Origin of the sequence: Streptomyces roseolilacinus (assembly GCF_014649335.1) — a bacterium.
GTDB classification, from domain to species: domain Bacteria; phylum Actinomycetota; class Actinomycetes; order Streptomycetales; family Streptomycetaceae; genus Streptomyces; species Streptomyces roseolilacinus.
This window is the reverse complement of record NZ_BMSV01000002.1, coordinates 488,423-511,893: the sequence shown is the minus strand read 5'-3', so window position 1 is coordinate 511,893 and position 23,471 is coordinate 488,423. Positions and strand designations below refer to the sequence as shown.

18 protein-coding genes are annotated in these 23,471 nt (G+C 73.8%); 12 read left to right on the top strand and 6 right to left on the bottom strand.

All coding sequences use genetic code 11. The annotated features are described in order from the left end of the window. The first annotated feature begins 80 nt into the window (after nucleotides 1-80). The 5 genes from IE106_RS06445 to IE106_RS06425 all read left to right on the top strand — a co-directional run bounded on the left by IE106_RS06445 (nucleotide 81) and on the right by IE106_RS06425 (nucleotide 4,685). On the top strand, nucleotides 81-1,148 hold the full coding sequence (locus IE106_RS06445) for a polyprenyl synthetase family protein (protein WP_189530729.1): 1,068 nt from the start codon (nucleotides 81-83) through the stop codon (nucleotides 1,146-1,148). Between the two features lie 86 nt (nucleotides 1,149-1,234). Further along, complete coding sequence (gene stsC, locus IE106_RS06440; RefSeq protein WP_189530726.1) at nucleotides 1,235-2,131, top strand: somaliensene A/B synthase; 897 nt, start codon at nucleotides 1,235-1,237, stop codon at nucleotides 2,129-2,131. Between the two features lie 14 nt (nucleotides 2,132-2,145). Next, a complete protein-coding gene (locus IE106_RS06435) occupies nucleotides 2,146-2,781 on the top strand; it encodes an ABC transporter ATP-binding protein (protein ID WP_189530724.1) in 636 nt (211 codons plus the stop codon). After that, nucleotides 2,778-3,605, top strand: a complete 828-nt coding sequence (locus tag IE106_RS06430) for a hypothetical protein (RefSeq protein WP_229840101.1) — start codon at nucleotides 2,778-2,780, stop codon at nucleotides 3,603-3,605. Before IE106_RS06435 ends, IE106_RS06430 begins: the two co-directional genes overlap by 4 nt. 174 nt (nucleotides 3,606-3,779) lie before the next feature. Beyond that, nucleotides 3,780-4,685, top strand: coding sequence for an aminoglycoside phosphotransferase family protein (locus tag IE106_RS06425; protein ID WP_189530723.1), 906 nt, complete (start codon nucleotides 3,780-3,782; stop codon nucleotides 4,683-4,685). 469 nt (nucleotides 4,686-5,154) lie between these two features. Here IE106_RS06425 and IE106_RS06420 read toward each other — a convergent pair whose 3' ends face one another. Both IE106_RS06420 and shc read right to left on the bottom strand, forming a co-directional pair. After that, nucleotides 5,155-5,535, bottom strand: a complete 381-nt coding sequence (locus tag IE106_RS06420) for a peptidase inhibitor family I36 protein (RefSeq protein WP_189530721.1) — start codon at nucleotides 5,533-5,535, stop codon at nucleotides 5,155-5,157. A gap of 344 nt (nucleotides 5,536-5,879) precedes the next feature. Beyond that, nucleotides 5,880-7,892, bottom strand: coding sequence for a squalene--hopene cyclase (shc, locus tag IE106_RS06415; RefSeq protein ID WP_189530719.1), 2,013 nt, complete (start codon nucleotides 7,890-7,892; stop codon nucleotides 5,880-5,882). Between the two features lie 459 nt (nucleotides 7,893-8,351). Here shc and IE106_RS06410 point away from each other — a divergent pair, with 459 nt between their 5' ends. After that, the gene (locus tag IE106_RS06410) at nucleotides 8,352-9,104 is read left to right on the top strand and encodes a hypothetical protein (protein ID WP_189530712.1); all 753 of its coding nucleotides are present in this window, start codon (nucleotides 8,352-8,354) and stop codon (nucleotides 9,102-9,104) included. Between the two features lie 117 nt (nucleotides 9,105-9,221). Then, nucleotides 9,222-10,031, top strand: coding sequence for a leucine-rich repeat domain-containing protein (locus IE106_RS06405; RefSeq protein ID WP_189530710.1), 810 nt, complete (start codon nucleotides 9,222-9,224; stop codon nucleotides 10,029-10,031). Between the two features lie 336 nt (nucleotides 10,032-10,367). Here IE106_RS06405 and IE106_RS06400 read toward each other — a convergent pair whose 3' ends face one another. Beyond that, complete coding sequence (locus IE106_RS06400; protein WP_229840099.1) at nucleotides 10,368-10,970, bottom strand: CGNR zinc finger domain-containing protein; 603 nt, start codon at nucleotides 10,968-10,970, stop codon at nucleotides 10,368-10,370. 112 nt (nucleotides 10,971-11,082) lie between these two features. Between IE106_RS06400 and IE106_RS06395 the strand changes: the two genes are divergently transcribed. Further along, nucleotides 11,083-11,874 (top strand): MBL fold metallo-hydrolase, encoded by a 792-nt coding sequence (locus tag IE106_RS06395; protein WP_189530706.1) that lies wholly within the window; start codon nucleotides 11,083-11,085, stop codon nucleotides 11,872-11,874. 179 nt (nucleotides 11,875-12,053) lie between these two features. Continuing rightward, nucleotides 12,054-12,530, top strand: a complete 477-nt coding sequence (locus IE106_RS06390) for a DUF6924 domain-containing protein (protein WP_189530704.1) — start codon at nucleotides 12,054-12,056, stop codon at nucleotides 12,528-12,530. Nucleotides 12,531-12,718: 188 nt separating this feature from the next. Here the strand turns inward: IE106_RS06390 and IE106_RS06385 are convergent, their stop codons facing one another. Further along, nucleotides 12,719-14,335 carry a carbohydrate binding domain-containing protein gene (locus tag IE106_RS06385; protein WP_229840098.1) on the bottom strand — a complete coding sequence of 539 codons (1,617 nt, stop codon included), beginning with the start codon at nucleotides 14,333-14,335 and terminating at the stop codon, nucleotides 12,719-12,721. Between the two features lie 551 nt (nucleotides 14,336-14,886). On the opposite strand from IE106_RS06385, the gene IE106_RS06380 reads away from it, so the two are divergent. Next, nucleotides 14,887-16,392, top strand: a complete 1,506-nt coding sequence (locus IE106_RS06380) for a carboxylesterase/lipase family protein (protein WP_189530699.1) — start codon at nucleotides 14,887-14,889, stop codon at nucleotides 16,390-16,392. A 215-nt stretch (nucleotides 16,393-16,607) separates the two neighbouring features. Further along, a complete protein-coding gene (locus IE106_RS06375) occupies nucleotides 16,608-18,131 on the top strand; it encodes a carboxylesterase/lipase family protein (RefSeq protein ID WP_229840095.1) in 1,524 nt (507 codons plus the stop codon). Nucleotides 18,132-19,006: 875 nt separating this feature from the next. On the opposite strand, the gene IE106_RS06370 is transcribed toward IE106_RS06375, so the two are convergent. Then, nucleotides 19,007-19,759 carry a ZIP family metal transporter gene (locus tag IE106_RS06370; protein WP_189530696.1) on the bottom strand — a complete coding sequence of 251 codons (753 nt, stop codon included), beginning with the start codon at nucleotides 19,757-19,759 and terminating at the stop codon, nucleotides 19,007-19,009. 315 nt (nucleotides 19,760-20,074) lie between these two features. On the opposite strand from IE106_RS06370, the gene IE106_RS06365 reads away from it, so the two are divergent. After that, nucleotides 20,075-21,553 (top strand): serine/threonine-protein kinase, encoded by a 1,479-nt coding sequence (locus IE106_RS06365; RefSeq protein ID WP_189530694.1) that lies wholly within the window; start codon nucleotides 20,075-20,077, stop codon nucleotides 21,551-21,553. A gap of 114 nt (nucleotides 21,554-21,667) precedes the next feature. Here the strand turns inward: IE106_RS06365 and IE106_RS06360 are convergent, their stop codons facing one another. Beyond that, the gene (locus tag IE106_RS06360) at nucleotides 21,668-23,158 is read right to left on the bottom strand and encodes a SulP family inorganic anion transporter (RefSeq protein ID WP_373295909.1); all 1,491 of its coding nucleotides are present in this window, start codon (nucleotides 23,156-23,158) and stop codon (nucleotides 21,668-21,670) included. Between the last annotated feature and the right edge of the window lie 313 nt (nucleotides 23,159-23,471).

The window sequence follows — 23,471 nt, the reverse complement described above, 5'->3', positions numbered from 1 at the left end:
TGCCGTGTCGTCCACCGGAGACCTCCACTTCACGGGACGGGAAGAAACGGTGGGCTCCCACCTCGAGGTGGAGTCTTCCCATGAGCGCTGAAGCCCTGGCGATCGAGTCCGACTTCTTCGCTCCGCGCGCCGCCATCGACGACCTCCTGTCCGAGTTCCTGACGGAGAAGGCGCAGAACGCCTCCGTGCCCGGCCAGGCGGCGCTCGCCCTCCTGCTGCGTGACTTCGTCGCCGGGGGAAAACGGGTCCGCCCCCTGCTGTGCGTGACCGGGTGGCTCGCGGCGGGAGGGCGGGGCGACCCCGCGCAGGCCGTCAGACTGGCCGCCTCCATCGAACTCGCGCACGCCTGCGCGCTCATCCACGACGACATCATGGACGCCTCCGACAGCCGTCGCGGACGCCCCACGGTCCACCGGGTGCTGGCCGACCACCACCACGTGCCGTCGACGGCTCAGCGGTACGGGCTCAGCGGGGCGATCCTCCTGGGTGACCTCGCTCTCGTCTGGTCCGACGAGTTGCTGCACACCACGCCCATGCCCGACGCCCACCGGGTCGCCGTGATGCGCTGCGTCGACCTCGCGCGGAGCGAACTGATCGGCGGCCAGCACCTGGACCTGCTCACCACCGGCGACCTCCACGTGAGCATCGAGACGACGATGAGCGTCGTCCGCTACAAGACCGCCAAGTACACCATCGAACGCCCCCTCCAGGTGGGGGCCGCTCTCGCCGGTGCCGGACGGCAGGTCATGGACGCCTGCAGCGCCTACGGTGTGCCCCTCGGGGAGGCGTTCCAACTCCGGGACGACGTGCTCGGGGTCTTCGGGGACCCGGACCGGATGGGCAAGTCCCGCCTGGACGACCTGCGCGAGGGCAAGTGCACCAGCCTCATCGTCCACGCCCTGCGTGCCTCCGGCCCCGCCCAGGCCGGTCGGCTGCGCGCGCTGATCGGCGACCCCCACCTCGGGGAGCAGGAGGCCGCGGAAGTCCGCGACATCCTCACCAGCACCGGGGCCCGGGCGGCGGTCGAGCGGATGATCGAGGAGAGGTACCGGCAGGCCCTGGACGCCCTGGCCTCGGCACCCTTCCCGCACGGCGCGTCCCGGATCCTGGAGAACGTCGTGGAGACGGTCGTGCACCGGACGGCGTGATGCCGGACGGCGCGCACCGCATGGCGTGAAGAGATGACCCGGCCGCCGGCCGCCCGCCCCACCACGGAGTTACGGACCCCGCAGCGATGACCACGACGACGATTGCCCCCGCGGCGGTGCTGCGGACCGCCTGGCGCGAGATCCGCCTGAGCTGGCTCTTCATCAGCGCCGACCGCTGGACCACCATCTTCCCTGCGACCTGCTTCGTCGTGGCGGCCATCGTCCACGCCCGGCTGCCCCCGGCCGAGGCCGTGGCCACCGTCGCCCTGGGAGCGCTGTACTTCTGGCTGTTCGTCTACGAGCACACCCTGGCCAACCAGCTCGTCGGCGTCGAAGAGGACCGCATCAACAAGCCCTTCCGGCCGCTGGTCACCGGCCAGAGCACCGTCCGGGGCGCCCGGCTGCGCCTGATCGCCGTCCGGGTCGCCTTCCCCGTGTACGGGTACTTCCTGGGCGTCCTGGAATGGGCCCTGCTGTGGCAGGTCCTCTCCCTCCTCCAGCACGAGTACGGCTGGGGCCGCCACTGGCTGGGCAGGAACCTCTACGCCGGGATCGGGGTCATCGCCCAGTTGGCGGCCGCCTGGGAGATCGTCACCGGGATCACGCCGGACGCCTGGCGCTGGATCGTGACCCTGACGATCACCGTGACCCTCCTCATGTCCGTCCAGGACCTGCGCGACATCACCGGCGACCGTGCGATCCACCGCTCCACCATGCCCCTGGTCTTCGGGGAGACCCGGACCCGGGTCTTCCTGTGCGTCGGCTTCGCCGTCGGCCCCGCGGCCATCCACCACTTCCTCATGGCGCCCGCCGGCCCGCACTGGTGGATCGTCGCCACGGACGTGCTGCTGGGGGGCCTGAGCCTGCTGCTCTCCGTACGGGTCGTGCTGCTGCGCGGACGGGAGCACGACCAGCGCAGCTACCGCCTGGTGGAGCAGTGGTACACCCTCGCCCTGGCCGCTTCCATCTACACACTTCGCTGATCGGGAGGACCAGGGTGCGGACGGAGAGCCCGCGACACCAGTCGCGGTTGCGGATCAGCGGCGTGTGGAAGGCGTACGGCCGCAGGCAGGTCCTGCGCGGCGCCGATCTCGACGTGCCCCCCGGGACGCTGGTCGGGGTCGTCGGTGAGAACGGCGCGGGCAAGAGCACGCTGCTCCGGATCGCCGTGGGGCAACTGCCGCCCGACCGGGGCACGGTGGTACGCACCGGGGCGGTCGGGTACTGCCCGCAGCACGCCGTGCTGAACGACTCGTTCACCGTCATGCAGCACCTGCGGCTCTTCCAGGTGGCCTACCGGTTGCCGACCCTGGCGCGGGCCCACGAGCTGATGGAGCTCCTGGCGTTCGCCGACTGCGGGCGGCAGCGGTCCGAGGAGCTCAGCGGAGGGACACGGCAGAAGCTGAACCTGCTGCTCGCCCTGATGCACGACCCGCACCTGCTGGTGCTGGACGAGCCGTACCAGGGCTTCGACTGGGACACCCACCAGCGTTTCTGGGCGCTCGCCGACCGGTTGCGGGACGAGGGGCGGTCGATCGTCGTGGTCTCGCACCTGCTGCACGACCTGCGCCACTTCGACGCGGTCGGCCATCTGCGCGAGGGCCGCCTCGACATCGAGGAGCTCACCCGATGAGGCTTCGCCGGGCGGCGTTCACCGAGATGCTGCGCTGCACGCTCCTCGGTCACCTGCGCAACCGCATGGCCGTGCTCCTGGCGGTCGTGTTCATCCCCGTGTGGATCGCCGTGGCGCGCCTGTGCGCTTCGGACCAGGCGGTGCGTTTCTCCCTGGACTCCGCGGGCGTCGACGCACAGGCCCGGGCGAGCCAGGTCAGCCAGGTGGTCAACGCCCTCGCCGCGGTCACCCTGGTCACCGGGTTCGTGATGTTCATGGAGACGTTCAAGGCCGGTGAGACGGACCGCCGGCTCCTGCTGGCCGGCTACCCCCGGACGTGGATGCTGCTGGCGAAGGTCACCGCCGTCGCCCTCGTCTCCGCCCTCCTCGCCCTGTACACCACGGCCGTGCTGTGGAGTTCGCTGCCGGTGAGCCAACCGGGCCCCCTGGCCCTCGCCCTCCTCGGCGCCGGCCTCGCCTACGGCGGCATCGGCCTCCTGCTCGGCTCGCTGGTACGCGGCGAGCTGGAGGGGTTCTTCCTCGTCATCATGCTCAGCCTGGTCGACACCGGCCTGCAGAACCCGGTCTTCAACGTGGTCGACCTCACCGGCCTGACCTTGTTCCCCCTGTACGGCGCGAACCAGTTGGCGCTGGCCTCGGCGTTCACGTCGCTCACCCCCTGGTCCCACGGGCTGCTCTCGCTCGCCTGGTCCGCCGCGACCAGCGCCCTGGCCCTGCTCGTCTTCCACGCCCGTACCCGCCCCCACCGCGGGTGCGTCGCGGCCGCGGACACCGACGCGCCCGCACCGGCGGCCGCGCCGTCCTCTCCCCGGCGCTCCCGCTGACGGGAGGGTCCACGGCTGCGCGGACGCGCGGTTCCCGCTCGGCCGGCCCCGGTACGGGTCACCGGCCCCGGCGCCCTCCCGCATGACGGGTGCGGCGGGACCGGGCGTACGGCGGAAGCGCCGGTCGGAAAAGTGTTTGACGCCCGTCCGCCTCCGGCGGTCGGATGTCGTGCCATGAGCACAGGGCGGACGCACCCCGGCACGCACCCCGTCGACGACGACCTCGTACGGCGGCTGATCGCCGGCCGGTTCCCGCAGTGGGCGGGGCTGCCGGTCCGGCGGTTCCCGTCGGGCGGCACGGTCAACGCCGTGTACCGGCTGGGCGACGACATGCTCGTACGGCTGCCGCTGGGGCGGGGCGGAGCCGACGACGTGTCGAGGGAGCGGACGTGGCTGCCCCGCCTCGCGCCCCACCTGCCCACCCTCGTGCCCGAGGTGCTCGGGGTCGGGGAACCCGCCGAGGGATACGCGTGGCCGTGGTCGGTGTACCGGTGGCTGCCCGGGGAGAACCCGGAGGCGGGGGCGCTGGACGAGCCGGAGCTGCTGGCCGAGGACCTGGCCGGGTTCGTGGCGGCGATGCGCCGCATCACCCTGCCGGGGGCGCCGCAGGCCCATCGCGGCGGGCCGGTCACCTCGCTGGACGCGGAGACCCGGGCGGCGATCGGGGAACTGCGCGGGATCCCGCAGGAGGGCGTCGACTGCGACGCCGCCGTCGCCGTGTGGGAGGAGGCGCTGCGGGCCCCGGGCCAGGACGGGCCGCCGGTGTGGCTGCACGCCGACCTCATGCCGGGCAACCTGCTGGTGGACGGCGGCGGCAGACTGGCCTCCGTGATCGACTTCGGGTGCATGGGGGTGGGCGATCCGGCCTGCGACCTGTTCCCGGCGTGGAATCTGCTGCCGGCCGGTTCGAGGGAGGTCTTCCGCGAGGCGCTGGGCGTGGACGACTCGACCTGGGTCCGCGGACGGGGGCGGGCGCTCTCACAGGCGCTGATCGCGCTGCCGTTCTACCGGACGAGGAACCCGTCGATGGCGCGCCACGCCCGGCACGTGATCCGGGAGGTGCTCGCAGACGAGGGCTGAGGCGTCCCCCCGGTGCGGGGGCCGTGCCGGTCGGCCGTTCGTCGGATCACCACGCCCCGGCCGTGATCGTCCGCGGCGTCGGCCCGTTTTCGGAAAAGGCCCCGCCCTGGGTTCCGCCCCGGGCTCGTCCTCGGCGTTCGCTTTCGGACGTGGCGCGGATATCCGTACGGGTCTTCCGTGTTTTTGGAATGCGCCCGGGTCGCCGCCGGCCGCCTACAGGCAGCGGAGGTCGGGGAGAAAGGCACGAGGAAAGCGTTCGGGGAACGGTCACGGTGACCGTTCCCCGAACAGTTCCCCTTCTCGGACTTCGCGTCACACGGCGTCGGCCTGCCGCAAAAGGGTTCGGCCGAGGACCGGTCGTCGTCGTCCGGCGACATCCGCACCGATTCGGTCGGGCGGATCACGCCGCCTGCCGTGCTCCTGGCGGATTGCCGCCACCGCCCGTCGGCGGCGGTCCGCTGCCGGAGCGCTAGTTGATGACGCGGTAGGCGCTGACCCACGCGCCGATGCTGCCGTAGCCGGAGCCGTCGATGACGATCGCGCCCCCGGTGCAGTTGGCGTGGTCCCACAGCTCCACCCTGGTGGCGCTCTCGGTGCGGGCGGATCGGATGCGGTCGTTCCAGGTGGCGCCGACGTACTTGCACTCCCCCGTGTTTCCGGAGAACCACGCGTCCGGGCCCGAGAAGCCCGTGGAGGAGAAGGCGTGGAAGCTGCCGGCCAGCTGACGGTCGGCGCCGGCGGGAGAGTCGGGGGACGAGGGGGCGGGGGGCTGGGCGGACGACGGGTGGGCGGTGACGAGTACGCCGGCCAGGGCCGAGGCCGTGACCAGGATCTTGCGCAGGGCGGACAAGGCGTCTCCTTCGGTCAACCGTGTCATGTCCGGGTGAACGGACGGGGAAGAGGAAGAACCAGGGGTCGATTGCTTCGGTTCCGTCGATACGTTCATCCGGCGGGCAGCCCGAAACTTCCCGGGAGGGCGGCGGATAGTCGTGCGCCCGGAAGGATGGCAGGAACACGCACCGGGTGTGCGGCTCTCCGCGCATTCCTGCCGGATGCCCGCCTGGAGGCTTCTTCGACGGCTCGCCGAGGAATCCGCCGGCCGGCGGCGTGGGCGAGTGACGGAATCCGGGGGAAGGCCGTCACGACCGGCCGGGCAGGTCGAGGACCGGGCCGGGGCGGGCTTGCCGCGCCCGGTCACGCCCCGTCGGCCTCCTCCGGCCCCGCCGCCTCGGCCCCGGGGCGTTCGCGCCGGACGTAGCGGCCCAGGGCCATGAGGGGGAAGACGTGCCGGTAGTGCCCGTAGTGCACGGCCACGGCCCGGGGGACGAGTGTGCCGGTGAACTGCGGCTCCTCCCAGGTGCCCTGGTCCGTCTGCCGCTCGGTCAGCCAGCGCACCCCGGAGCGGACCGCGGCGCCGTCGTGCTCCCCCGCGGCGAGCAGGGCGAGCAGCGCCCACGCGGTCTGCGAGGGGACGGACGGGCCGCGTCCGAGGTACGCCGGGTCGGCGTACGACCGCCAGTCCTCCCCCCAGCCGCCGTCCGTGTTCTGTACCGACGTCAGCCATGTGACGGCCCGCCGGACGGCGGGGTGGTCGCGGGGCACCCCGGCGGCGACGAGGGCCGGGAGGACGCAGCCGGTGCCGTAGACGTGGTTCACTCCCCAGCGCCCGTACCACGCGCCGCTGTCCTCCTGCCGGTCGAGCAGCCAGCGGACGGCGCGCCGGGTGCGGGGGTCGCGCTGCATCCCCATGGCGGCCAGCATCTCCACCACGTGGGCGGTGATGTCGGCGGTGGGCGGGTCGACGCAGTACTCACCGAAGTCGAAGAACGGGAGCCTGCCGGGGAGAGTGCTGGTGTTGTCGGCGTCGAAGGCCCCCCACCCGCCGTCCTCGCTCTGCATGCCGAGGCTCCACCGGACCCCCCTGCTCACCGCGTCGTCGACGCGTGCCTGGTCGGGGTGGGCGACGCGGCGCAGGGCGAGGACCACCTCGGCGGTGTCGTCGTTGTCGGGGTAGTTCTGGTTGTGGAACTGGAAGGACCAGCCTCCGGGGGCGAGGTGGGGCCGCCGTACGGACCAGTCGCCGGGCCGGTCGGTCTGCCGGGTGAGCAGCCAGTCGGCGGCCTTGACCAGCGCGGGGTGGCCGGCGGGCAGTCCCGCGTCGAGCAGCGCGGTGGTGGTCAGGCAGGTGTCCCAGACGGGGCTGTGGACGGTCAGCAGCTTCCGCGCGCCGTCCTCGGTCCAGGCGGCGCCGTCCTCCAGGAAGTCCCAGGCGGCCTTGAGCGCGGGATGGTCCGACGGGTAGCCCTGCAGGTGCAGGGCGAGGACCACCCATGTGGTCATCGGGGTGCAGGCCCCCCAACTGCCGTCCGTCTCCTGGTGTTCGAGAAGCCAGCGGACACACGCATTCGTCGCGGTCCTGCGCACCGCACGGGGGCTGCCCCTGCGGCAGGCACGTACGGCGGTGTTCAGGTGCCGGAAGGCGCGTTCCCAGCCGTCGGCCGGCGCCGGCGCCGGTGCGCGTACGGGACCGTCGGACGGGACGAAGAGCTCGTCGATGCCGAAGGGGACCGGCCGTACGGGCCGGTGCTCGCTGATGATGCCGAGGGACACGAGCGCCAGGCGCATGATGGCGCTGAAGGAGTAGATGTTCATGGGTGCCCACTTGGGCAGGGCGATGATCTCCGGTGGGATCTCGGGGAGGTCGTCCCAGCTCCACAGGCCGAACATGGCGAGCCACACGCGGGCCGTCAGCTGGCTCGCCGGGACGCCGCCCTGCTCCCGCACCCAGGCCGCGCACCGGAGCATGTGCTCCTCGTCCGGGCGGTCCCCGGCGAGCCGGAGCGCCACGTACGCCTGGATGGTGGTCCCCAGGTGGCCCGCGCCGTCGAAGACGAGGGGCCAGGAGCCGTCCGCGCTCTGCAGGGAACGGATCCACCGGCCGCTCCCCGTGGCCACACGCTCGTCCAGGGTGCCCAGCAGGCGGCGCAGGAAGAGGTCGTGGGCGTCATAGCTGACGTCCGTCGAGAAGACGCTCTCCCACCACCCCTCGGTGTGCTGCAGGGCCAGCAGATGGTCCGTGGCGCGCAGCACCGCGTGCCGAGCCGCTTCCTCCGTCTCGTCGGACGGGGGGAAGGGGAACCTCACGCCGGCGTCCTGTGCCGGGGCCGGGTCCTTCGCGTGTGACGCGTCGTCAGCCGTCGTCGTCATGGCGCTCCTGCACCTCACTGGTGGTCGGGCCGGTGAATGCCGCTGTCGCGGCCCTCCGTGACGTGGAGGCAGCCGGGACCGAGGTGTCACAGGTACGACACCCTCAAGGTCCAACACGCCAAAACTATCGATATGCGACGACAAGTCGTACTCGAGGCGCGCAGGTGTCCCACGGCCGTGGGCTCCCGCCCTCCGACGCGAGCAGGGGGCGGTTTCGTCCGGCCGCCGGGCGGCCGGCGCGCGGTCCGGCGGCCGGACGGCGCGCCGAAGCGGGAGGTCACCGGCTTCCGGCACGCCGCGCGCACGGGCGGACGGGGGCCGTCGCGCTCCCGGGGCCGGGTGCGGGCCCCGCCGGCGCAGGCCCCCGGGCAGCGGGGTCAGGGGTGCGGGAAAAGAGCCCGGTGAAGGTGAGTACTGGTACCCATGTGCGAAATGGTCGGCGCCCCGCAGGGTGGGGGCATGCGATCGACTTCCTTCCTGAAGCCCGCACTGATGGTCGCACTCGGTTGCGTGGTCCTGTCCGGCTGCGGCACCCAGAACGCCGGCGCCGGCCGGTCCCCCGCGGGCGGCACCGTCTCGGCGGCGCCCCCGTCGGACGCTCTGCCGGGCGACGACGACGCGGAGCTGCGCTTCCTCGCGCTGATGACCCGTACCGCGCAGGGCTGCGCTCCGGACGCCCCCGAGGGCGGCGGCAGCGCACCCGCGCCCGAAGACCTGCCGGGTGGGGAGGGCGCGCCCGCGCCCCGGTACGGGCCGGGCGAGACCCCGCCGGGTGTCCCGAACGCCGAGGGGGAGATACCGGTTCCCCTGGACGACCCCGCTCCGCCGGGGCCGATCCGCGAGTCCACCGGGCCCACGCCGGTCGAGCCGGTCGAGGAGGTGCTGCTGACCGGTGTCGAGGAGTGCGACGGCGGCGAGCACGCGGAGCGGGTCCGCGAGGCGTTCGGGAACACGGGGACGACCGACTACCGGGCGATGCGCGAGAGGCTGACGGACCTGGGCTACCCCGCGTCGCGGATTCACCGGATGCCGGACCGCGCGGGCGTGCCCCGGGTGAGGCTCGACCTGCGCGTGATGGGCGGCCACTTGGCCTTGGAGGTCACCACCGCCGGTCGCGGGGTGATCGTCGAAGCGTTCGGGGCTCCGGAGACGGAGGACGTGAAGGTGACCGATGTGCGGCGGGAGCGGGAGCCGGACACCCCCGAGTCCTGACCCGATCGCACGGGACTCGATGCCGGCCGGGTCGGCGCCCGGCGGGGGCCGTCGCGTGCGCGGTCTCGTCCGTGCGACCGCCGGGACGGCCCGCGGCGGCCTCCGTATCCTGGCACCGTGACGGACGAGGGGGAGCCGGGGCTCCAGGTGAACCGCTGGGGCGACACGTCGGATCCGGCCCCGGGCCGGCACGGGCCCCGCCAGGACGGCTGCTCGTGCTTCGACCAGTCCAGACCGCGGCCGCGGGCCCGGGTCGGGTTCCACGGCGAGCGCCAGGACACCTCCGCCCCGGGCTGGCGGCGCCTGCTGGAGCTGGTCGACGAGGCCGCCGCCGACGGGCGCGAGGAGTTCCGCCCCCTGGTCGGGCTCAGCCCGGAACAGCGGCGGCAGATCGTCACCCTGCCGGCGGACATCGCCCGGTTGACGGCGGTCAGGCACCTCGTGCTCTACGGCAGCAACCTGGTGCGCGTTCCGCCCGAGATCGGGGCCATGACCAGTCTGGAGGAGTTCACCCCTTATACCTCCTACCGGCTGCACTGGTTCCCCTACGAGATCACCCGGTGCCGGAAGTTGGCCCGCAGCACGGTGAGCACACGCGCGCTGTTCGGCAATCGCAAGCTGAGGCCGCCCTTCCCGCGGCTCCGGCCCTCCCCGGGTTCCGTCGCGGGTCCTGATCCGGCCGACCTGGATCCCCGCCGCCGGGGCGCCACCGCCGTGCGCGGCTGCAGCGTCTGCGACCGCCCGATCGGACGGGGCGGGCTCCACCAGGCGTGGCTCTCCCTGCGGGTGGCCACGGACGTGTTGCCCCTGCTGGTCAACGCGTGCTCGGCGGCGTGTGTCGCCGCGCTGCCCGAGGGCGCCCCTCATCACCTCCCCGCACCGCACACGGGCGGCCGGGTCGAGCAGCCGGCGCCCGCCCGGGGCTGACCGGGCGGCCTCCCCGTACGTCCCCGACCGAACGGACGCGGCGAAGTGGCCGCGGCCCGACCGGCCGGGTGGGGAGGGTGGCGCCGCCGACGGGAGGCACGCGGCCGTCGACGGGGCCGGGCGGTCCTGGCCCTTCCGCCCCGCGCCCGGCCTCCTTCGGTGCGGGGACGCGGCCTTCGCGCCCCGCCGACCGCGTTCGCGCGTACGCACGTTCGCCGGGAGCCGGGGGGCGGGGGCGGGTGTGCTCGCCGGGAGGCTCCTTGGCCGAGGTGCCGGCACCGTGCCCGGGCCGGCGGGTGCCCCGAGAAGACCGTGGCGGTTCCGGTGTCCGCGCTGTCAGGCGGCGCCGCCGCGCCGGGCGTAGGCGCGGGCGGCACGGGCGCGGTCACCGCAGCGGGTGGAGCACCAGTGGCGGCGGCCGTGCCGGAGCAGGTAGCGGTTGCAGGGCGGGGAACCGCAGGCGGTGAGGCGTTCCGCGTCGGAGGAGGTGAGCAGGTCGGCGGCGTCGGCGGCGAGGGTCGCGAGGGCGTGGTCGACGATCTGGCTGGTGGGGTGCGGCGCGGCGCGGTAGGGGCCCGTCTTGTCGTCCCACCGCAGCAGCGGGGCGGTGGGGACCCTGACCAGTGCGTCGTTGACGGCGCTCAGGGCGGCGGGAAGAGCGGGCAGCCCGGCGACCCGGGCGGCGAACAGCGCCCTGACCTGCTCGCGCAGGAAGTGCAGCTGCTTCGCGCACATCTCCCGCATACCGATCTCGACCGGTGCGAGACCGCGTTCGGTCAGCCACTCGTTCGCCCCGGCGGGGGTACCGAGCTGGTCGACGCGGTGGCCGCCGGGCAGCGCGACGGCGCTGTTGGCGAGGGCGAGCGAGGGGTACTGCTCCGCGCCCGGCGCAGGCGGCAGCCCGGGATCGGGAATCGCGGTCTCTTCCATGACCCTCATGCTACCGCCTGTTCTCATCCATGATTCTCACGTTATTCGTTGCTCTCAAACGTGAGATCCGGTTAGGGTGATCTCACGTTTCACAACCAACCATCCGTGAGGTGCGTTTCCCGTGTCTTTCCACGCCGCAGTGACCGCGCAGTTCCCCGTCCGCGTCTTCGGCGGTCCGACCGCCCTCTTCGAGTACGGCGGTCTGCGGTTCCTGACCGACCCCACCTTCGACGGCCCCGGCCAGTACCCCCACGAGGGCGGACCGGTGCTGACCAAGACGGCCGGTCCCTCCGCCGCCCCCGCCGACCTGGGCCGCGTCGACGTGGTCCTGCTCTCCCACGACGAGCACGCCGACAACCTCGACCACTCCGGCCGGGCCCTGCTCGCCGACGTCCCCCTCACCCTCACCACCCCCGGCGGCGGCACGCGCCTCGGGGACGGGGCCAGGGGGCTCGCCGACTGGGAGTCCGTCGAGCTGGACCGGCCCGACGGCGGCACCCTCACCGTGACCGCCGTGCCCGCCCTCCACGGCCCCGGGGCGCGTGAGGAGATAGAGCCGATCACCGGCCAGGTCGTCGGTTTCGTCCTGACCGGTGAAGGGCTGCCCACCGTCTACGTGAGCGGCGACAACGCCTCCCTCGACCTGGTCAGGGAGATCGCCGAGCGCTTCGCCCCGGTGGACACCGCCGTCCTCTTCGCCGGGGCCCCCCGCTTCCCCGTCCTCTTCGGCGGCGCATTCATCGTCCTGAGCAGCGAGCAGGCCGTCGAAGCCGCCGGGATCCTCGGCGCGCGCCGGGTCGTCCCCGTCCACTACGACAGCTGGGCCCACTTCACCGAGGGCCGCGACGAGCTCGTCGCGGCCTTCACCGCCGCGGGTCTGGCCGACCGTCTGGACCTGGGCGAGCGGGGCTGACCCGGCCGGGCGCGGACGCCCGGCGTCCACGGCAGTGGTGCGGCCCGCCGTACCGCCGCCCCGCGGGGCCCGGCCGCCCACCCCACCGGGCCGTGAGCGCCGGTCCGGCGGGGTGAGGGGCGACCGGTCGTGAGACAGTCGCTCCCGGCCGGACCCGCGGCCGTGAAGGAGAAGGACCCATGAGAGTGCTGCCCGCCGTCACCGGCCGCGACGAGTTCGACGCCCTGGTCGTCAGGACCGACCACCACGACGACCGGGCGTGGCGGAACGTGGTGGCGGCGCTGAGGGAGCCCTACGGGGACGGGCGGTTCGAGGCGCGCGTCCACTTCGTCGACGATCCGGCCTGGGACGGGGCGACCACCGACGAGGTGCTGGCCGCGGTCCGCGCCGACGAGGACCTGGCCGTCGTCTTCCTCGCCGACCGGGTGACCATGCGGGCCGAGGACCACGTGCTGCTGGCGGTCACCACGTCGACGCGGGAGGAGTGCGAGGACGAGGAGGACTACCGGCAGCTGACGGAGTTCGGCCGCGGGTTCCGCACCGTCCCCGCGGGTGTCCACGACGTCCACGCGAACCTGGGTCTGGGGAACCTGGGCTTCGAGGAGTACGCGGCATGGGCCCAGGACGATCCCGAGGGCGTCTACCGGCCCTCCTGAACGGCCGCCTCGGACCGGGTGGGCCCGGGAGGCCGTCGCGTCGTACGCGTGCTTCCGGGGTCCGGCGGACCGCGACGCGTCGGCGGCTCCCTGCGGGGCCCGACGCGCGCGGCCCCGCTCCGGCGGAGGCGCCGCCGGGTTCCACGACTCGGCGGCGCCTGCGTCCTTCCCGGTGCTCCGGCCGGCGGTCAGCCGGTGAAGCCCGCGGTGATGGAGGTGAACTGCCAGCTGGGGCGGTCGCGGTTGACCGACCAGAAGGCGAGGCGGCCGATGTGGTGGGAGTTGGCCCAGTCGCGGATCTGGGTCCAGATCTGCGGGGTGGTGATCTCCCCGGTGTCGCTGCTGTCGTTCATGCCCGAGATGCCGATGTGGGCGTAGGCCTCCGCGTCCGACCAGCCGAAGGTGGACTTGAGCTTGTTCTTCAGGCCCTCGGTGGCCCGGACGGTGTTGCCGTACATGTCGGCGCCGCCGCCGAAGTTGAACGGCATGACGGTGAAGTTGTCGATGTCCGCCTGGAGGGCCGCGGCCCGCTCGATGAGGCGGTTGCCCCAGGAGTTGGGACCGGTGTTGAGGGTCGGGAAGGTGAGGATCGTCTTCAGGCCCGGGTTGTTCTGCTTGACGATCTTCAGGGCGGTGAGGATGCGGTCCTGGACCACCGCGTTCTCGAACTCGTCGGTGTTCTCGATGTCGACGTCGATGGCCTTGAGGTCGTAGGCGTCGATCACCTTCTGGTACGCGCCCGCGAGGGCCTCGGGGGTGGAGCAGTTGGGGCCGAGCTTGTTGCCGCTCCAGCCGCCGATGGACGGCACGATGTCGCCGCCGGCCGCGCGGATCGCCTTGATGGTGCTCTCGTCCACGCCGCCGGTGAGCGGGCGCTGACCGTCCCATGCCGGGTTGCAGCCGTTCTGGGCGAGGACGAAGGCCATGGTGAACCACTTGATGCCGGTGGCACGCATCACCTCGGTGGCGTTCGGCGGGTTGCCCCAGCCGAGGTAGAGGTAGGGCGCGGCCTGGACGAAGCCGGGGGTGCCCCCGCCGCCCTCGTCGGTGGTCGCGGTGACGGCCGCCGAGGCCGGGGAGGTGTTGCCCGCGCGGTCCTCGGCGTGCACGGTGAAGCTGTAGGCGGTGTTCGGCGACAGGCCGGTGACGGTGGCCTGGGTGCCGGTCACCGAGGCCACCGGGGTGCCGCCGCGGAAGACGTCGTAGCCGGTGACACCCACGTTGTCGGTGGCGGCGTCCCAGGCGAGCGAGACGCTGGTCGCCGAGGTGCCGGTGACCCGGAGGTTGCCCGGGGCGGTGGGGGCCTGGGTGTCGTCGCCCCCACCGGGGCCGTCGAGGCTGATGTCGTCGGCGTGGTAGGTGCCCTGGCCGTACCAGCCGTGCAGGTAGACCTCGGCGCTGGTCTGGGTGGCGCCGGTGGTGAACGAGACGGTCAGCCTGGTGTAGTCGGAGGCGGAGGACGTCCAGGTGGACGCGCCACCGGTCACCCCCAGGTGGACGTAGGAGCCGCGCACCCAGCCGGACAGGCTGTAGGTGGTGTTCGGCTGGACGGGGACCCGCTGGGCACACCGGGCGGTGTCGCCGGCGGTCGCGGCGCCCGCGAGTGCCTTGGTGCCGCTGCGCACGGGGCTGCCGACCACCGAGCCGGTGCCGCCGGAGCAGGACCAGCCGGACAGGGTGCCGGACTCGAAGCCGGGGTTGGACAGCAGGTTGGCGGCGTGCGCCGGGCTCGGCGTGGTCAGCGCGCCCAAGCCGGCGAGTAAGAGCGCGTTCAGGCCGGCGAGCAGCCGGTTTCGGGTACGCACGTGGCCTCCGGGTGGGGTGGGGGTGGCAGGGGTGACGAGACCAATTTTTGGCGTGCACATGCCAAGAAATTGGTCTGGACCTTTCAGGAGGATTCAAGCCTGGCCGCAGGGGCCCGTCAAGGGGTACGACCGGGCGCGCCGCCCCGCGGCGAGCGGACCGGCGCACCCTCTGCCGTCGGACGGAGGTGACCAGGGGCCGTCTCCGGCAACGGTCAGACCGTGGGCCGCCGGGAGGCGCCGCGGCCGAGATGGACCGGTGGGCACGGAGAGCGTAGGCCGGTGGGGGCGGGGCGGTGGACGTGAGGAGCGCGGGCCGGTGGGGGGCGATGGTGTGGGCGGGGAGGTTGCGGGGGGCGCGCCCGCCCGGGGTTCGTGGTCACCAGGGCGGGTGCGGCGGGCGGAGGGCCGCCCCCGCTGCGCGCCACGGCGGGAATTGACATCACCGGCGCGTCAATCGCCGTGATCCAGGCGTTGGTCCCGGCGAGCCGGGTGGTGCGAAGCTGAGGCCTCGCCTTCCCCGGCGATCCGGCGCACAGCGAGAGGCAGTTCCCATGGACGTCTTCACGACGGACAACGGTTCGGTTCGGGGCTTTCGGGCCTCCGCCGACGTCGTCGCCGTCCTCGGCATCCCCTACGCCGCCCCGCCGTTCGGCGCCAACCGGTTTCGCGCGCCCCTCCCCGCAGCGGCGTGGACCGGGGTGCGGGACGGTACGGCCTTCGGCCCGATCGCGCCCCAGTCGGCGCGACTGCCCGGTGCGCCCGTGTGGTCCCCCGGCGACGAGGACGTCCTCACCGTCAACGTCTGGACCCCGTCCCCCGGCGGCGGCCGCCTGCCCGTCCTGGTCTGGATCCACGGCGGCGCCTACACCTTCGGCTCCTCGGCCCAGCCCGACTTCGACGGCACCGCGCTGGCCCACGCCGGTCTGGTCGTGGTCACCCTCAACCACCGGATCGGCTTCGAGGGCTTCGGCCGTGTCCCGGGCGGCGGAGGGACGGCCCACCCGGACAACCGGGGCCTGCTCGACCTGGTCGCGGCCCTGCGCTGGGTACGGGGGAACATCGCCGCCTTCGGGGGCGACCCCGACAACGTCACGGTCGCCGGCCACTCCTCCGGGGCCGCCTCGGTCGCCTGCCTGATGGTGATGGACCGCGCCCGCGGTCTGTTCCACCGCGCCATCGCCCACAGCCCCGCCAGTCCCTGCCACACGCGCGACATCGCCGAGGCGACCACCCGCGAGGTCGCCGCGGCGGCGGGCCGCCCCGCCACGCCCGAGGGCCTGGCCTCCGCGTCCCCCCAGGCGCTGGTCGCCGCCTCCGACCGCGTGGTCGACGGCTACCGGCGTGACCCCGCCTCCGGGTCCCGCCACTACGACCCCTCGCTCTACGCCCCCGTCCTCGACGGTGACGTCCTGCCCACCGACCCCCTCACGGGAATGGACGCCGGTACGACCCGGGGAGTGGACCTGCTGGTCTGCCACACCACGGAGGAGTACTGGCTGCTCGACGCCGTCGGCAGCAGCGCGAAGATCACCACCGAGGGCCGACTCGCCCTGTTCGCGCAGGACTTCGGCCTCCCCGACGGCCTGGTGGCCGGCTACCGCGCCGCGATGCCCCACGCCCCGGTGCTCGACGTCTACCTCGCCGTCTTCGGCGACCTGGTGTTCGGCGAGTACGGCAACCGGCTCGCCGAGCGCCACGCCCGAGCCGGCGGCCGGGCTTTCCTGTCGCGCTTCGACCGCCGGCGCAGCGGCCCGGACGGGCTCGTACGGGCCTGGCACTGCGCGGACGTCCCCTTCGCCTTCGGCAACCTGGACGACGAGCGCCTGGCCTTCCTCATCGGCGGCGCGCCCACCCCCGCGGACCACGCACTGGCACGCCGCATGGTCCGTGCCTGGGCCGACTTCGCCGCCACCGGGGACCCGGGCTGGCCCCCACTGGACGGCTCCTCCGGCCCGGTCAGGACGTGGGACACCGGCGACAGCCCCACCGACGGACGGCCGCCCACCGCTGACCGCGCCCTGTGGGCCGGGGTCGACTTTCCCGTCCTGCGTCCGTGAACCGGTCGAAGGACTCACCGCCGCAGGTGCGCGCCCGGCGCGGGCGCGGGCGCCCGCGCCGGACAAGGCCGGTGGTTTACGCGATTCCGGGCGTCCGTCCGCGGACCAGACTTCGTGGACCGTTGTCCTTCCGTACGGAGGTGCCGATGTCCGGTCCGCCCAGAAGGTGCTCGGCGGAAAGCCGTCGATTAATGTCACGGACTCGACAAGCAGGGGTGTTGACGGGCGCCCTGCTGCTGTCGGTCGCCGCAACGGCCTTCGTTCCCGCCGCGGCGGCCGAGGGCCCGACCGTCACGACCCGGTACGGGCAGGTACGGGGGAAGACGAGTGGGACCGCCCACTCCTTCCTCGGCCTCCCGTACGCCGCACCACCGGTCGGGACCCTGCGGTGGAAGCCGCCGTCCCCGCCCGCGCGCCGGCCGGGCGTCCGGGACGCCGGCACCCCGGGCAACCCCTGCGTGCAGCACGTCCGGTCCAGTCCCTGGGGCAACCTCGCGGGACCCGGCACGCCGAGCGAGGACTGCCTGTACCTGAACGTCCACACACCCGCGCAGCGGTCCCTCCAGAGGCGGCCGGTGATGGTGTGGATCCACGGTGGCGGCTTCACCGTCGGCTCCGGCGCGTTCTACGACGGCGGCACCCTGGCCTCCCGGGGCGACGTGGTCGTCGTCACCCTCAACTACCGGCTCGGCGCGTTCGGCTACCTCGCCCACCCGGACCTGGCCCAGGAGTCACCGCAGGGGCTCTCCGGCAACTACGGGCTGCTCGACCAGCAGGCCGCCCTGCGCTGGGTGCACGACAACATCGCGGCGTTCGGCGGCGACCCCGGCAACGTGACGGTCTTCGGCGAGTCGGCGGGAGGCGGCAGCGTCTGCCACCACCTGGTCTCGCCCCGCACGACCGGCCTGTTCGACCGGGCCATCGCCCAGTCCGGCTGCGGGTTCCCCCTGCCCACCCACGCCTCGCAGCAGAACCGCGGCCGGACCTGGGCGGACTCCCTGGGCTGCGCGGACGTCGCCTGTCTGCGCGCGAAGACCGCCGACGAGCTGCTCACCGCCTCGACCGGCCCCACCACCCGCTGGACCCCCAACGTCGACGGCAGGGTCCTCCCGCTGCAGGTGCCGGACGCGCTGGAGAGCGGGCGGTTCCACCGGGTCCCCGTCCTCCAGGGCACCACCGCCGACGAGGGCCGGCTCACCGTGGCGACCACCTACGACCTGGCCGGCCGGCAGCTCACCGCCGCGGACTACCCGGTCGCGGTCCGCGCGCTCCACGGCGAACGGGCCGACGAGATCCTGACCCGCTACCCGCTGACGGACCACGGGACGCCCGCGGAGGCCCTGGGCGCGATCCTCACGGACTCCCAGTTCGCCTGCCCCCAGTCCCGCACCGCGGGCCTGATGGCCGAACACACCCCGTCCTACCAGTACGAGTTCGCGGACCGCCACGCCATGGACCACCTGAACCTGCCGATCGGCTTCCCGATCGGCGCCCCGCACGGGTCGGAGATCCGGTACGTCTTCGGCGGCGTCGCGGGGCCCCCCGCCCAGCGCGCCCTGTCGGACAGGATGCTCGACTACTGGACCGGCTTCGCCAGGACCGGCGTCCCCCACGCCGTGAACGCGCCGCGCTGGAAGCCCTTCCCGAAGGTGCAGACACTCGCCCCCGAGGCGATCACCTCGGGGGTCACCTTCCCCCGGGACCACCGGTGCGACCTGTGGGACCGACCCGCCTCCTGACGGCCTGACCCGACCGGTGCGCGGTGGCGCCCCCGGCGGGCCGCTCCCCCGCCCGGCGCCACCGTGCACCCGGCCGGCCGGTCCCCCCGGGGTACCGGCCGGCCCCGTCCGCGCGCCCGCTCGGGGCGCGGCCGCGCGAGCGCCGCGACCGTCGTGGCGTGGAGGCGCCACCAGTCCTCCCGCTGCTGCCCGTCGGCGCGGTCGGCCAAGGCGGCTTCGGCGTGGTCCAGCACCGGATCGGGATGCCGGCGTGCGAGCCGCCTCCAGTCGTCGACGGCGTGCACGAGTCCGGGCAGCCACCGGGACACGAAGGGGGTGGAGCAGGCCGGCAGCAGCCGCGCGGCCTCGGTGTCGCCCCACTCCGCGCGCAGCCGCACCACCAGGCGTTCGGCGAGCGCGGTACGGCCGCCGGAAGGCGAGCAGGCGTGCCAGCCGGCGCCGCAGGGCCTCCGGCGCGTCGTCGTACGCCACCTCCACCGCCTCGTCCGGTACCGGCAGGACCCGGGCGGCGCGCAGGGCGTACCCCGCGACGACCGGGTCGGGGTCGGCCAGCCGCTCCGCGAGGAAGCCGGCGTCCCGTCCGACGGAGGCCGCCAGCGCCGCGAGCCGCCGTTCGTACGGCCCGCGCGCGTCCAGGTCGGTGAGCAGCGCCGTGAGGTGCCCGCCGTCCGCCAGCCGGCGGGCGGACGTCGCGGTGAGGGAGAGGCGGGCGGGGAACAGCAGGGGTTCGAGTGCGGAGAGCAGCCGCTCCGCGGTGGTCGGCATGCGCCGATTGTGTCCGAGGAGATCCGCACGGGCGATCGAATATGCGGGCGCTTCCGCGGCCGGTCGGCGCGACGCCCGGACGGGGGGAGGCCCTTCGCGGCCGCGGGGGCTCAGGCGTGGGAGAGGGAGAACGACACGAGGAAGCCGCACACCGTGATCAGGCCCATGGCGAGGTGCGTGTCCTCGAACGCCTCCGGGATCATGGTGTCGGCGATCATCGCCAGGATGGCCCCGGCCGCCACCGCGGTCACCGCCGCCACGGCCGCCACCGGCAGGGCGCCCGCCACCGCGTACCCGAGCACCGCCGCCACCGTGCCGGCCAGCGCGATCGTCCCCCACACGCCGAACACGTAGGCCCTGCCGCGGCCCGCCCGCCTCATGCCCGCCGAACTGGACAGCCCTTCGGGCACGTTGCTGAGGAACACGGCGACCACCGTCACCAGGCTGACCGCGCCCCCTTGGAGCAGGCTCATCCCGATGACCGCGGACTCCGGTACGCCGTCCAGCAACGCGCCCAGGGCCAGGGCCGTCCCGGAACCGGCCTGCTGCTCCTCCGACGGCTGTATGCGGTGGCCGCTGCGCTTGCGGTGGCGCGCCCCGCGCCGCGCCAGCCAGGCGTTGCCCGCCGTGTAGGCGACGGCTCCTCCCACGGTGCCGATCACCGCGGGAGCCAGGCCGCCCTCGTCGTACGCCTCGGCGACCAGCTCGAACGACACCGCCGACAGCAGTACGCCCGCGCCGAACGCCATCACCGACGCGACGAGCCACCGGGGCACTCGCAGTCCGTATCCGATCGCCGCGCCCAGCAGCAGCGCGGAACCGGCCACCAGACCCCATGCGCCGGCTTCCAGAATGTCAGGCATGCCACCTCCCTTACCCGTTACAGTCCTTCTGCTGCATTCCACCGAATCATGACGTTTTCCCGTCGTCCGGCAGAGTGTCCCCATCGCCCGGGTCCGGGCGGCCGTGCGGCGGGGCCCGGCTCCGCCGGTTCGGGATTGCCCGCCGGATCCACGGATGTCCTCGGACTCAGGGGGCACGCGTAGTCCGTGCCCGCACACGGAAGGGCTCACGGCCGGGCTGCCGGGCAGCGGCCGGACACGGACCGGGCGTGCCCGGCATGACGGCAGGTGGGCGGGCGGACAGCGGCAGGTGACGGCAGAGCGCAGGGAGCACAGATGAAGGTCCGCCCGTGGTTGGCCCAACCGGACTGGCGGCTCACGACCCACGTGGTCGCCGGCCGCTACCGCCTTGACGACCTGTTGGGGCGCGGGGGCACGGCCGAGGTGTACAAGGCGTTGGACCTGCGGCTGCGGCGGCCGGTGGCGATCAAGGTCTTCCGTCCCGACGGCGACGACCAGCCGGAGGAGCGCTTCGGTGACGAGGGGCGTCTGCTGGCCCAGCTCCAGCACCCCGGTCTGGTGACCGTGTACGACTCGGGCCAGGAGGACGGGCGGCCCTATCTGGTGATGCAGCTCGTCGAGGGAACGACGCTGCGCCGGCGTGTCGCCGCGGGGCCCCTGGATCCCGCCGAGGTCTGCCGCATAGGGGCCGCGCTGGCCTCGGCGCTGGCACACGTGCACGCGGCCCACGTCGTGCACCGCGACGTCAAGCCCTCGAACATCCTCCTGGACGGGGCGGGCACCCCGTACCTGACCGACTTCGGCATCTCCCGGCTGCTCGACTCCACCACCCACACGGCCGCCGGCGCGCTGGTGGGAACCGCGGCGTACGTGGCGCCCGAGCAGGTGCTGGGCCGGGGGGCCGGCCCGGCCGCGGACGTCTACGGTCTGGGCCTGGTGCTCCTGGAGTGCCTGAAGGGCGAAGTAGAGTACCTGGGCGCCCCCTTGGAGGCCGCCATCGCGCGGCTGCACCGGCCCCCGGTCATCCCCTCGCACCTGCCCGGTGACCTCGGCGGGCTGCTGGCGGCCATGACGGCGTCGGACGAGGACAACCGTCCGAGCGCCTCCGACTGCTCGCGGGCGCTGGCCCTCGCGGCGCAGGACGCGGCCCGCGTCCCGTCCCGGTACGGGAACGGGGCCGTGGGGAGCGGGAAGGAGGCGGAAGGGGACACGCTGCGCTCGGCGCCGGCGGCTGCCCGGACCGGCGGTGCCGGCCCGGCGGCCGGGGCACGGCCGGACGAAGGGCCCACCGCCTCCCGGCCCGTTCCCCCGCCGCGTTCCCCTCTGCGTACCGAGCGCGCCGTGCTGACGGTCGGCGCGGCGCTGGCGGTCCTCTCGGCGACGCTGACCGGTTCGATCGGCGGCCTGGCCACCGACGGCGAGGACAGGGCCTCCCGGCCGCCGCGCCAGACTGCGGTGGAACCGGCCTCTCCCCCGGCGGACCGCCCCGGCCCTTCCCCCTCCCCTTCCCCCTCGCCTGCCGCTCCCGCCCCCGACCCCGCCCCGCGGACGGTGCCCTCGGCCACCACCGAGTCGGCCCGGCAGGCCCGTTCGGCCGCCGTCGAGCGTCCGGCCCCCGCCTCCCCCGCCTCCCCGGCGCAGTACGACCCTCCGCGCGGCCGAAGCGACCAAAGCGTCCGAAGCGACGAGGGTGGCCAGGACGACCAGGACGACCAGGGCGTACGGAGTCAGGGGCGCGACAAGGACGGGCTGCCGCCGGGCAAGGCGAAGCCGCCGAAGAAGCACAAGGACTGACGTCGGGCGTCCGTGACGGCACGCGCGGTCCGGTGGCGCGGGGCAGGTCCCCGCAACGGCCGACGGCCGCCCCCGGAAGCGCGCGGGGGCGGCCGTCGGGCGGTCGGGACGGATCTAGTGCCCGGCCGCGAGTTCGCCGGTGAGCTTGCCGTGGAGGTCGGCGCTGGGGTCGTTGAGGCCGGTGATCTCGACGGTCTTGCCGCGCCGGCGGTACTTGGTCTCGACGGCGTCGAGGGCGGCGACGGAGGAGGCGTCCCAGACGTGGGCGGCGGACAGGTCGATGACGACCTTCTCCGGATCACCCGCGTAGTCGAACCGGCTGACGAGGTCGTCGGAGGACGCGAAGAACAGCTCGCCGGTGACCCGGTAGACGACCGCGGTGCCGTCGGGGTCGGTGACGGCGGTGACCTCGGCGAGGTGGGCGACGCGCTGGGCGAAGACGACCATGGCGGTGATCGAACCGGCGACGACGCCGATGGCGAGGTTGTGGGTGACGACCACGCAGACGACGGTGATCACCATGACGGTGATCTCCCCGAGGGGCATCCGCTTGAGGGTCCTGGGTGCGACGGAGTGCCAGTCGAAGGTCGCGAACGACACCATGACCATGACGGCGACGAGGGCCGCCATGGGGATGTCGGAGACGACCGGGCCGAAGACGACGCACAGCACCATGAGGAAGGCGCCGGCGAGGAAGGTGGACAGGCGGGTGCGGGCGCCGGAGACCTTCACGTTGATCATGGTCTGGCCGATCATGGCGCAGCCGCCCATGCCGCCGAAGAAGCCGGTGACGATGTTGGCGATGCCCTGGCCGATCGACTCGCGGGTCTTGGAGGAGTGGGAGTCGGTGATGTCGTCGACCAGCTTCGCGGTCATCAGCGACTCCATCAGGCCGACCAGCGCCATGGCGAAGGCGTACGGGGCGATGGTGGTCAGGGTCTCCGGGGTGAAGGGCACGTCCGGCAGCCCCGGCACGGGCAGCGAGGACGGCAGGGCTCCCTTGTCGCCCACGGTCGGGACCGCGATGGCGGCGCCGATCGTGACGGCGGTCAGGATGACGATGGAGACGAGCGGGGCCGGTACGACGGTGGTGATCCTCGGGAAGAACGCCATGAGGGCCAGGCCGCCGACGATCAGCGGGTACACGGCCCACGGCACGTCGGTCATCTCGGGGATCTGGGCCATGAAGATCAGGATGGCGAGGGCGTTGACGAAGCCGACCATCACCGAACGCGGGATGAACCGCATCAGCCTCGCCACCCCCAGCACGCCCAGGGCCACCTGGAAGACGCCGGCCAGGATGACGGCGGCGACCAGGTGCCCCAGACCGTGCTCACGGTTCAGGGGCGCGATCACGAGGGCGACGGCGCCGGTCGCGGCGGAGATCATCGCGCGGCGCCCGCCGACGACCGAGATGACGACGGCCATGGTGAAGGAGGCGAACAGGCCGGTCGCCGGGTCGACGCCGGCGATGATCGAGAACGAGATCGCCTCGGGGATCAGCGCGAGGGCCACGACCAGGCCGGCCAGCACCTCGGTGCGCCAGACCTTGGGGTCGGCCAGCCAGTCCGGCTTGAGACCGCGCAGCCGCGCGGCGGGAGTCACAGCAGCAGAAGACAAGAGGATGCGTACCTGTCGTGCTCGGGCGCACCCCGAACGGCGGGCGGGGCGTGCGGGGAGGGCGCGGAAGGCCCGGTCGGCGTTCCGCGGGCGGGCCCGAAGGGGCCGGAGGTCTTCGGGAGCGGCACGACCGGGCGCACGGGCGCGGCCGGAAGGGCCGTGTCAGCGGCGGGGCCTCTACGGCGGGCAGGCGACGGTGCGGGGCGTCATGGACTCGCGCACGCTTCTCTCCTGCGGAACCGGGGGCGCGCCGGGGGCGTCGTCGGTCCCGGCCGGAGGCGGACGGGCTTCGGCGCCC

Coding starts and splice junctions, on each gene's coding strand:
- IE106_RS06370 (WP_189530696.1), bottom strand. CDS start 19,759: ATGCCTGACATTCTGGAAGCCGGCGCATGGGGTCTGGTGGCCGGTTCC.
- IE106_RS06380 (WP_189530699.1), top strand. CDS start 14,887: ATGGACGTCTTCACGACGGACAACGGTTCGGTTCGGGGCTTTCGGGCC.
- IE106_RS06365 (WP_189530694.1), top strand. CDS start 20,075: ATGAAGGTCCGCCCGTGGTTGGCCCAACCGGACTGGCGGCTCACGACC.
- IE106_RS06430 (WP_229840101.1), top strand. CDS start 2,778: ATGAGGCTTCGCCGGGCGGCGTTCACCGAGATGCTGCGCTGCACGCTC.
- IE106_RS06410 (WP_189530712.1), top strand. CDS start 8,352: ATGCGATCGACTTCCTTCCTGAAGCCCGCACTGATGGTCGCACTCGGT.
- stsC (WP_189530726.1), top strand. CDS start 1,235: ATGACCACGACGACGATTGCCCCCGCGGCGGTGCTGCGGACCGCCTGG.
- IE106_RS06400 (WP_229840099.1), bottom strand. CDS start 10,970: ATGAGGGTCATGGAAGAGACCGCGATTCCCGATCCCGGGCTGCCGCCT.
- IE106_RS06390 (WP_189530704.1), top strand. CDS start 12,054: ATGAGAGTGCTGCCCGCCGTCACCGGCCGCGACGAGTTCGACGCCCTG.
- IE106_RS06445 (WP_189530729.1), top strand. CDS start 81: ATGAGCGCTGAAGCCCTGGCGATCGAGTCCGACTTCTTCGCTCCGCGC.
- IE106_RS06425 (WP_189530723.1), top strand. CDS start 3,780: ATGAGCACAGGGCGGACGCACCCCGGCACGCACCCCGTCGACGACGAC.
- shc (WP_189530719.1), bottom strand. CDS start 7,892: ATGACGACGACGGCTGACGACGCGTCACACGCGAAGGACCCGGCCCCG.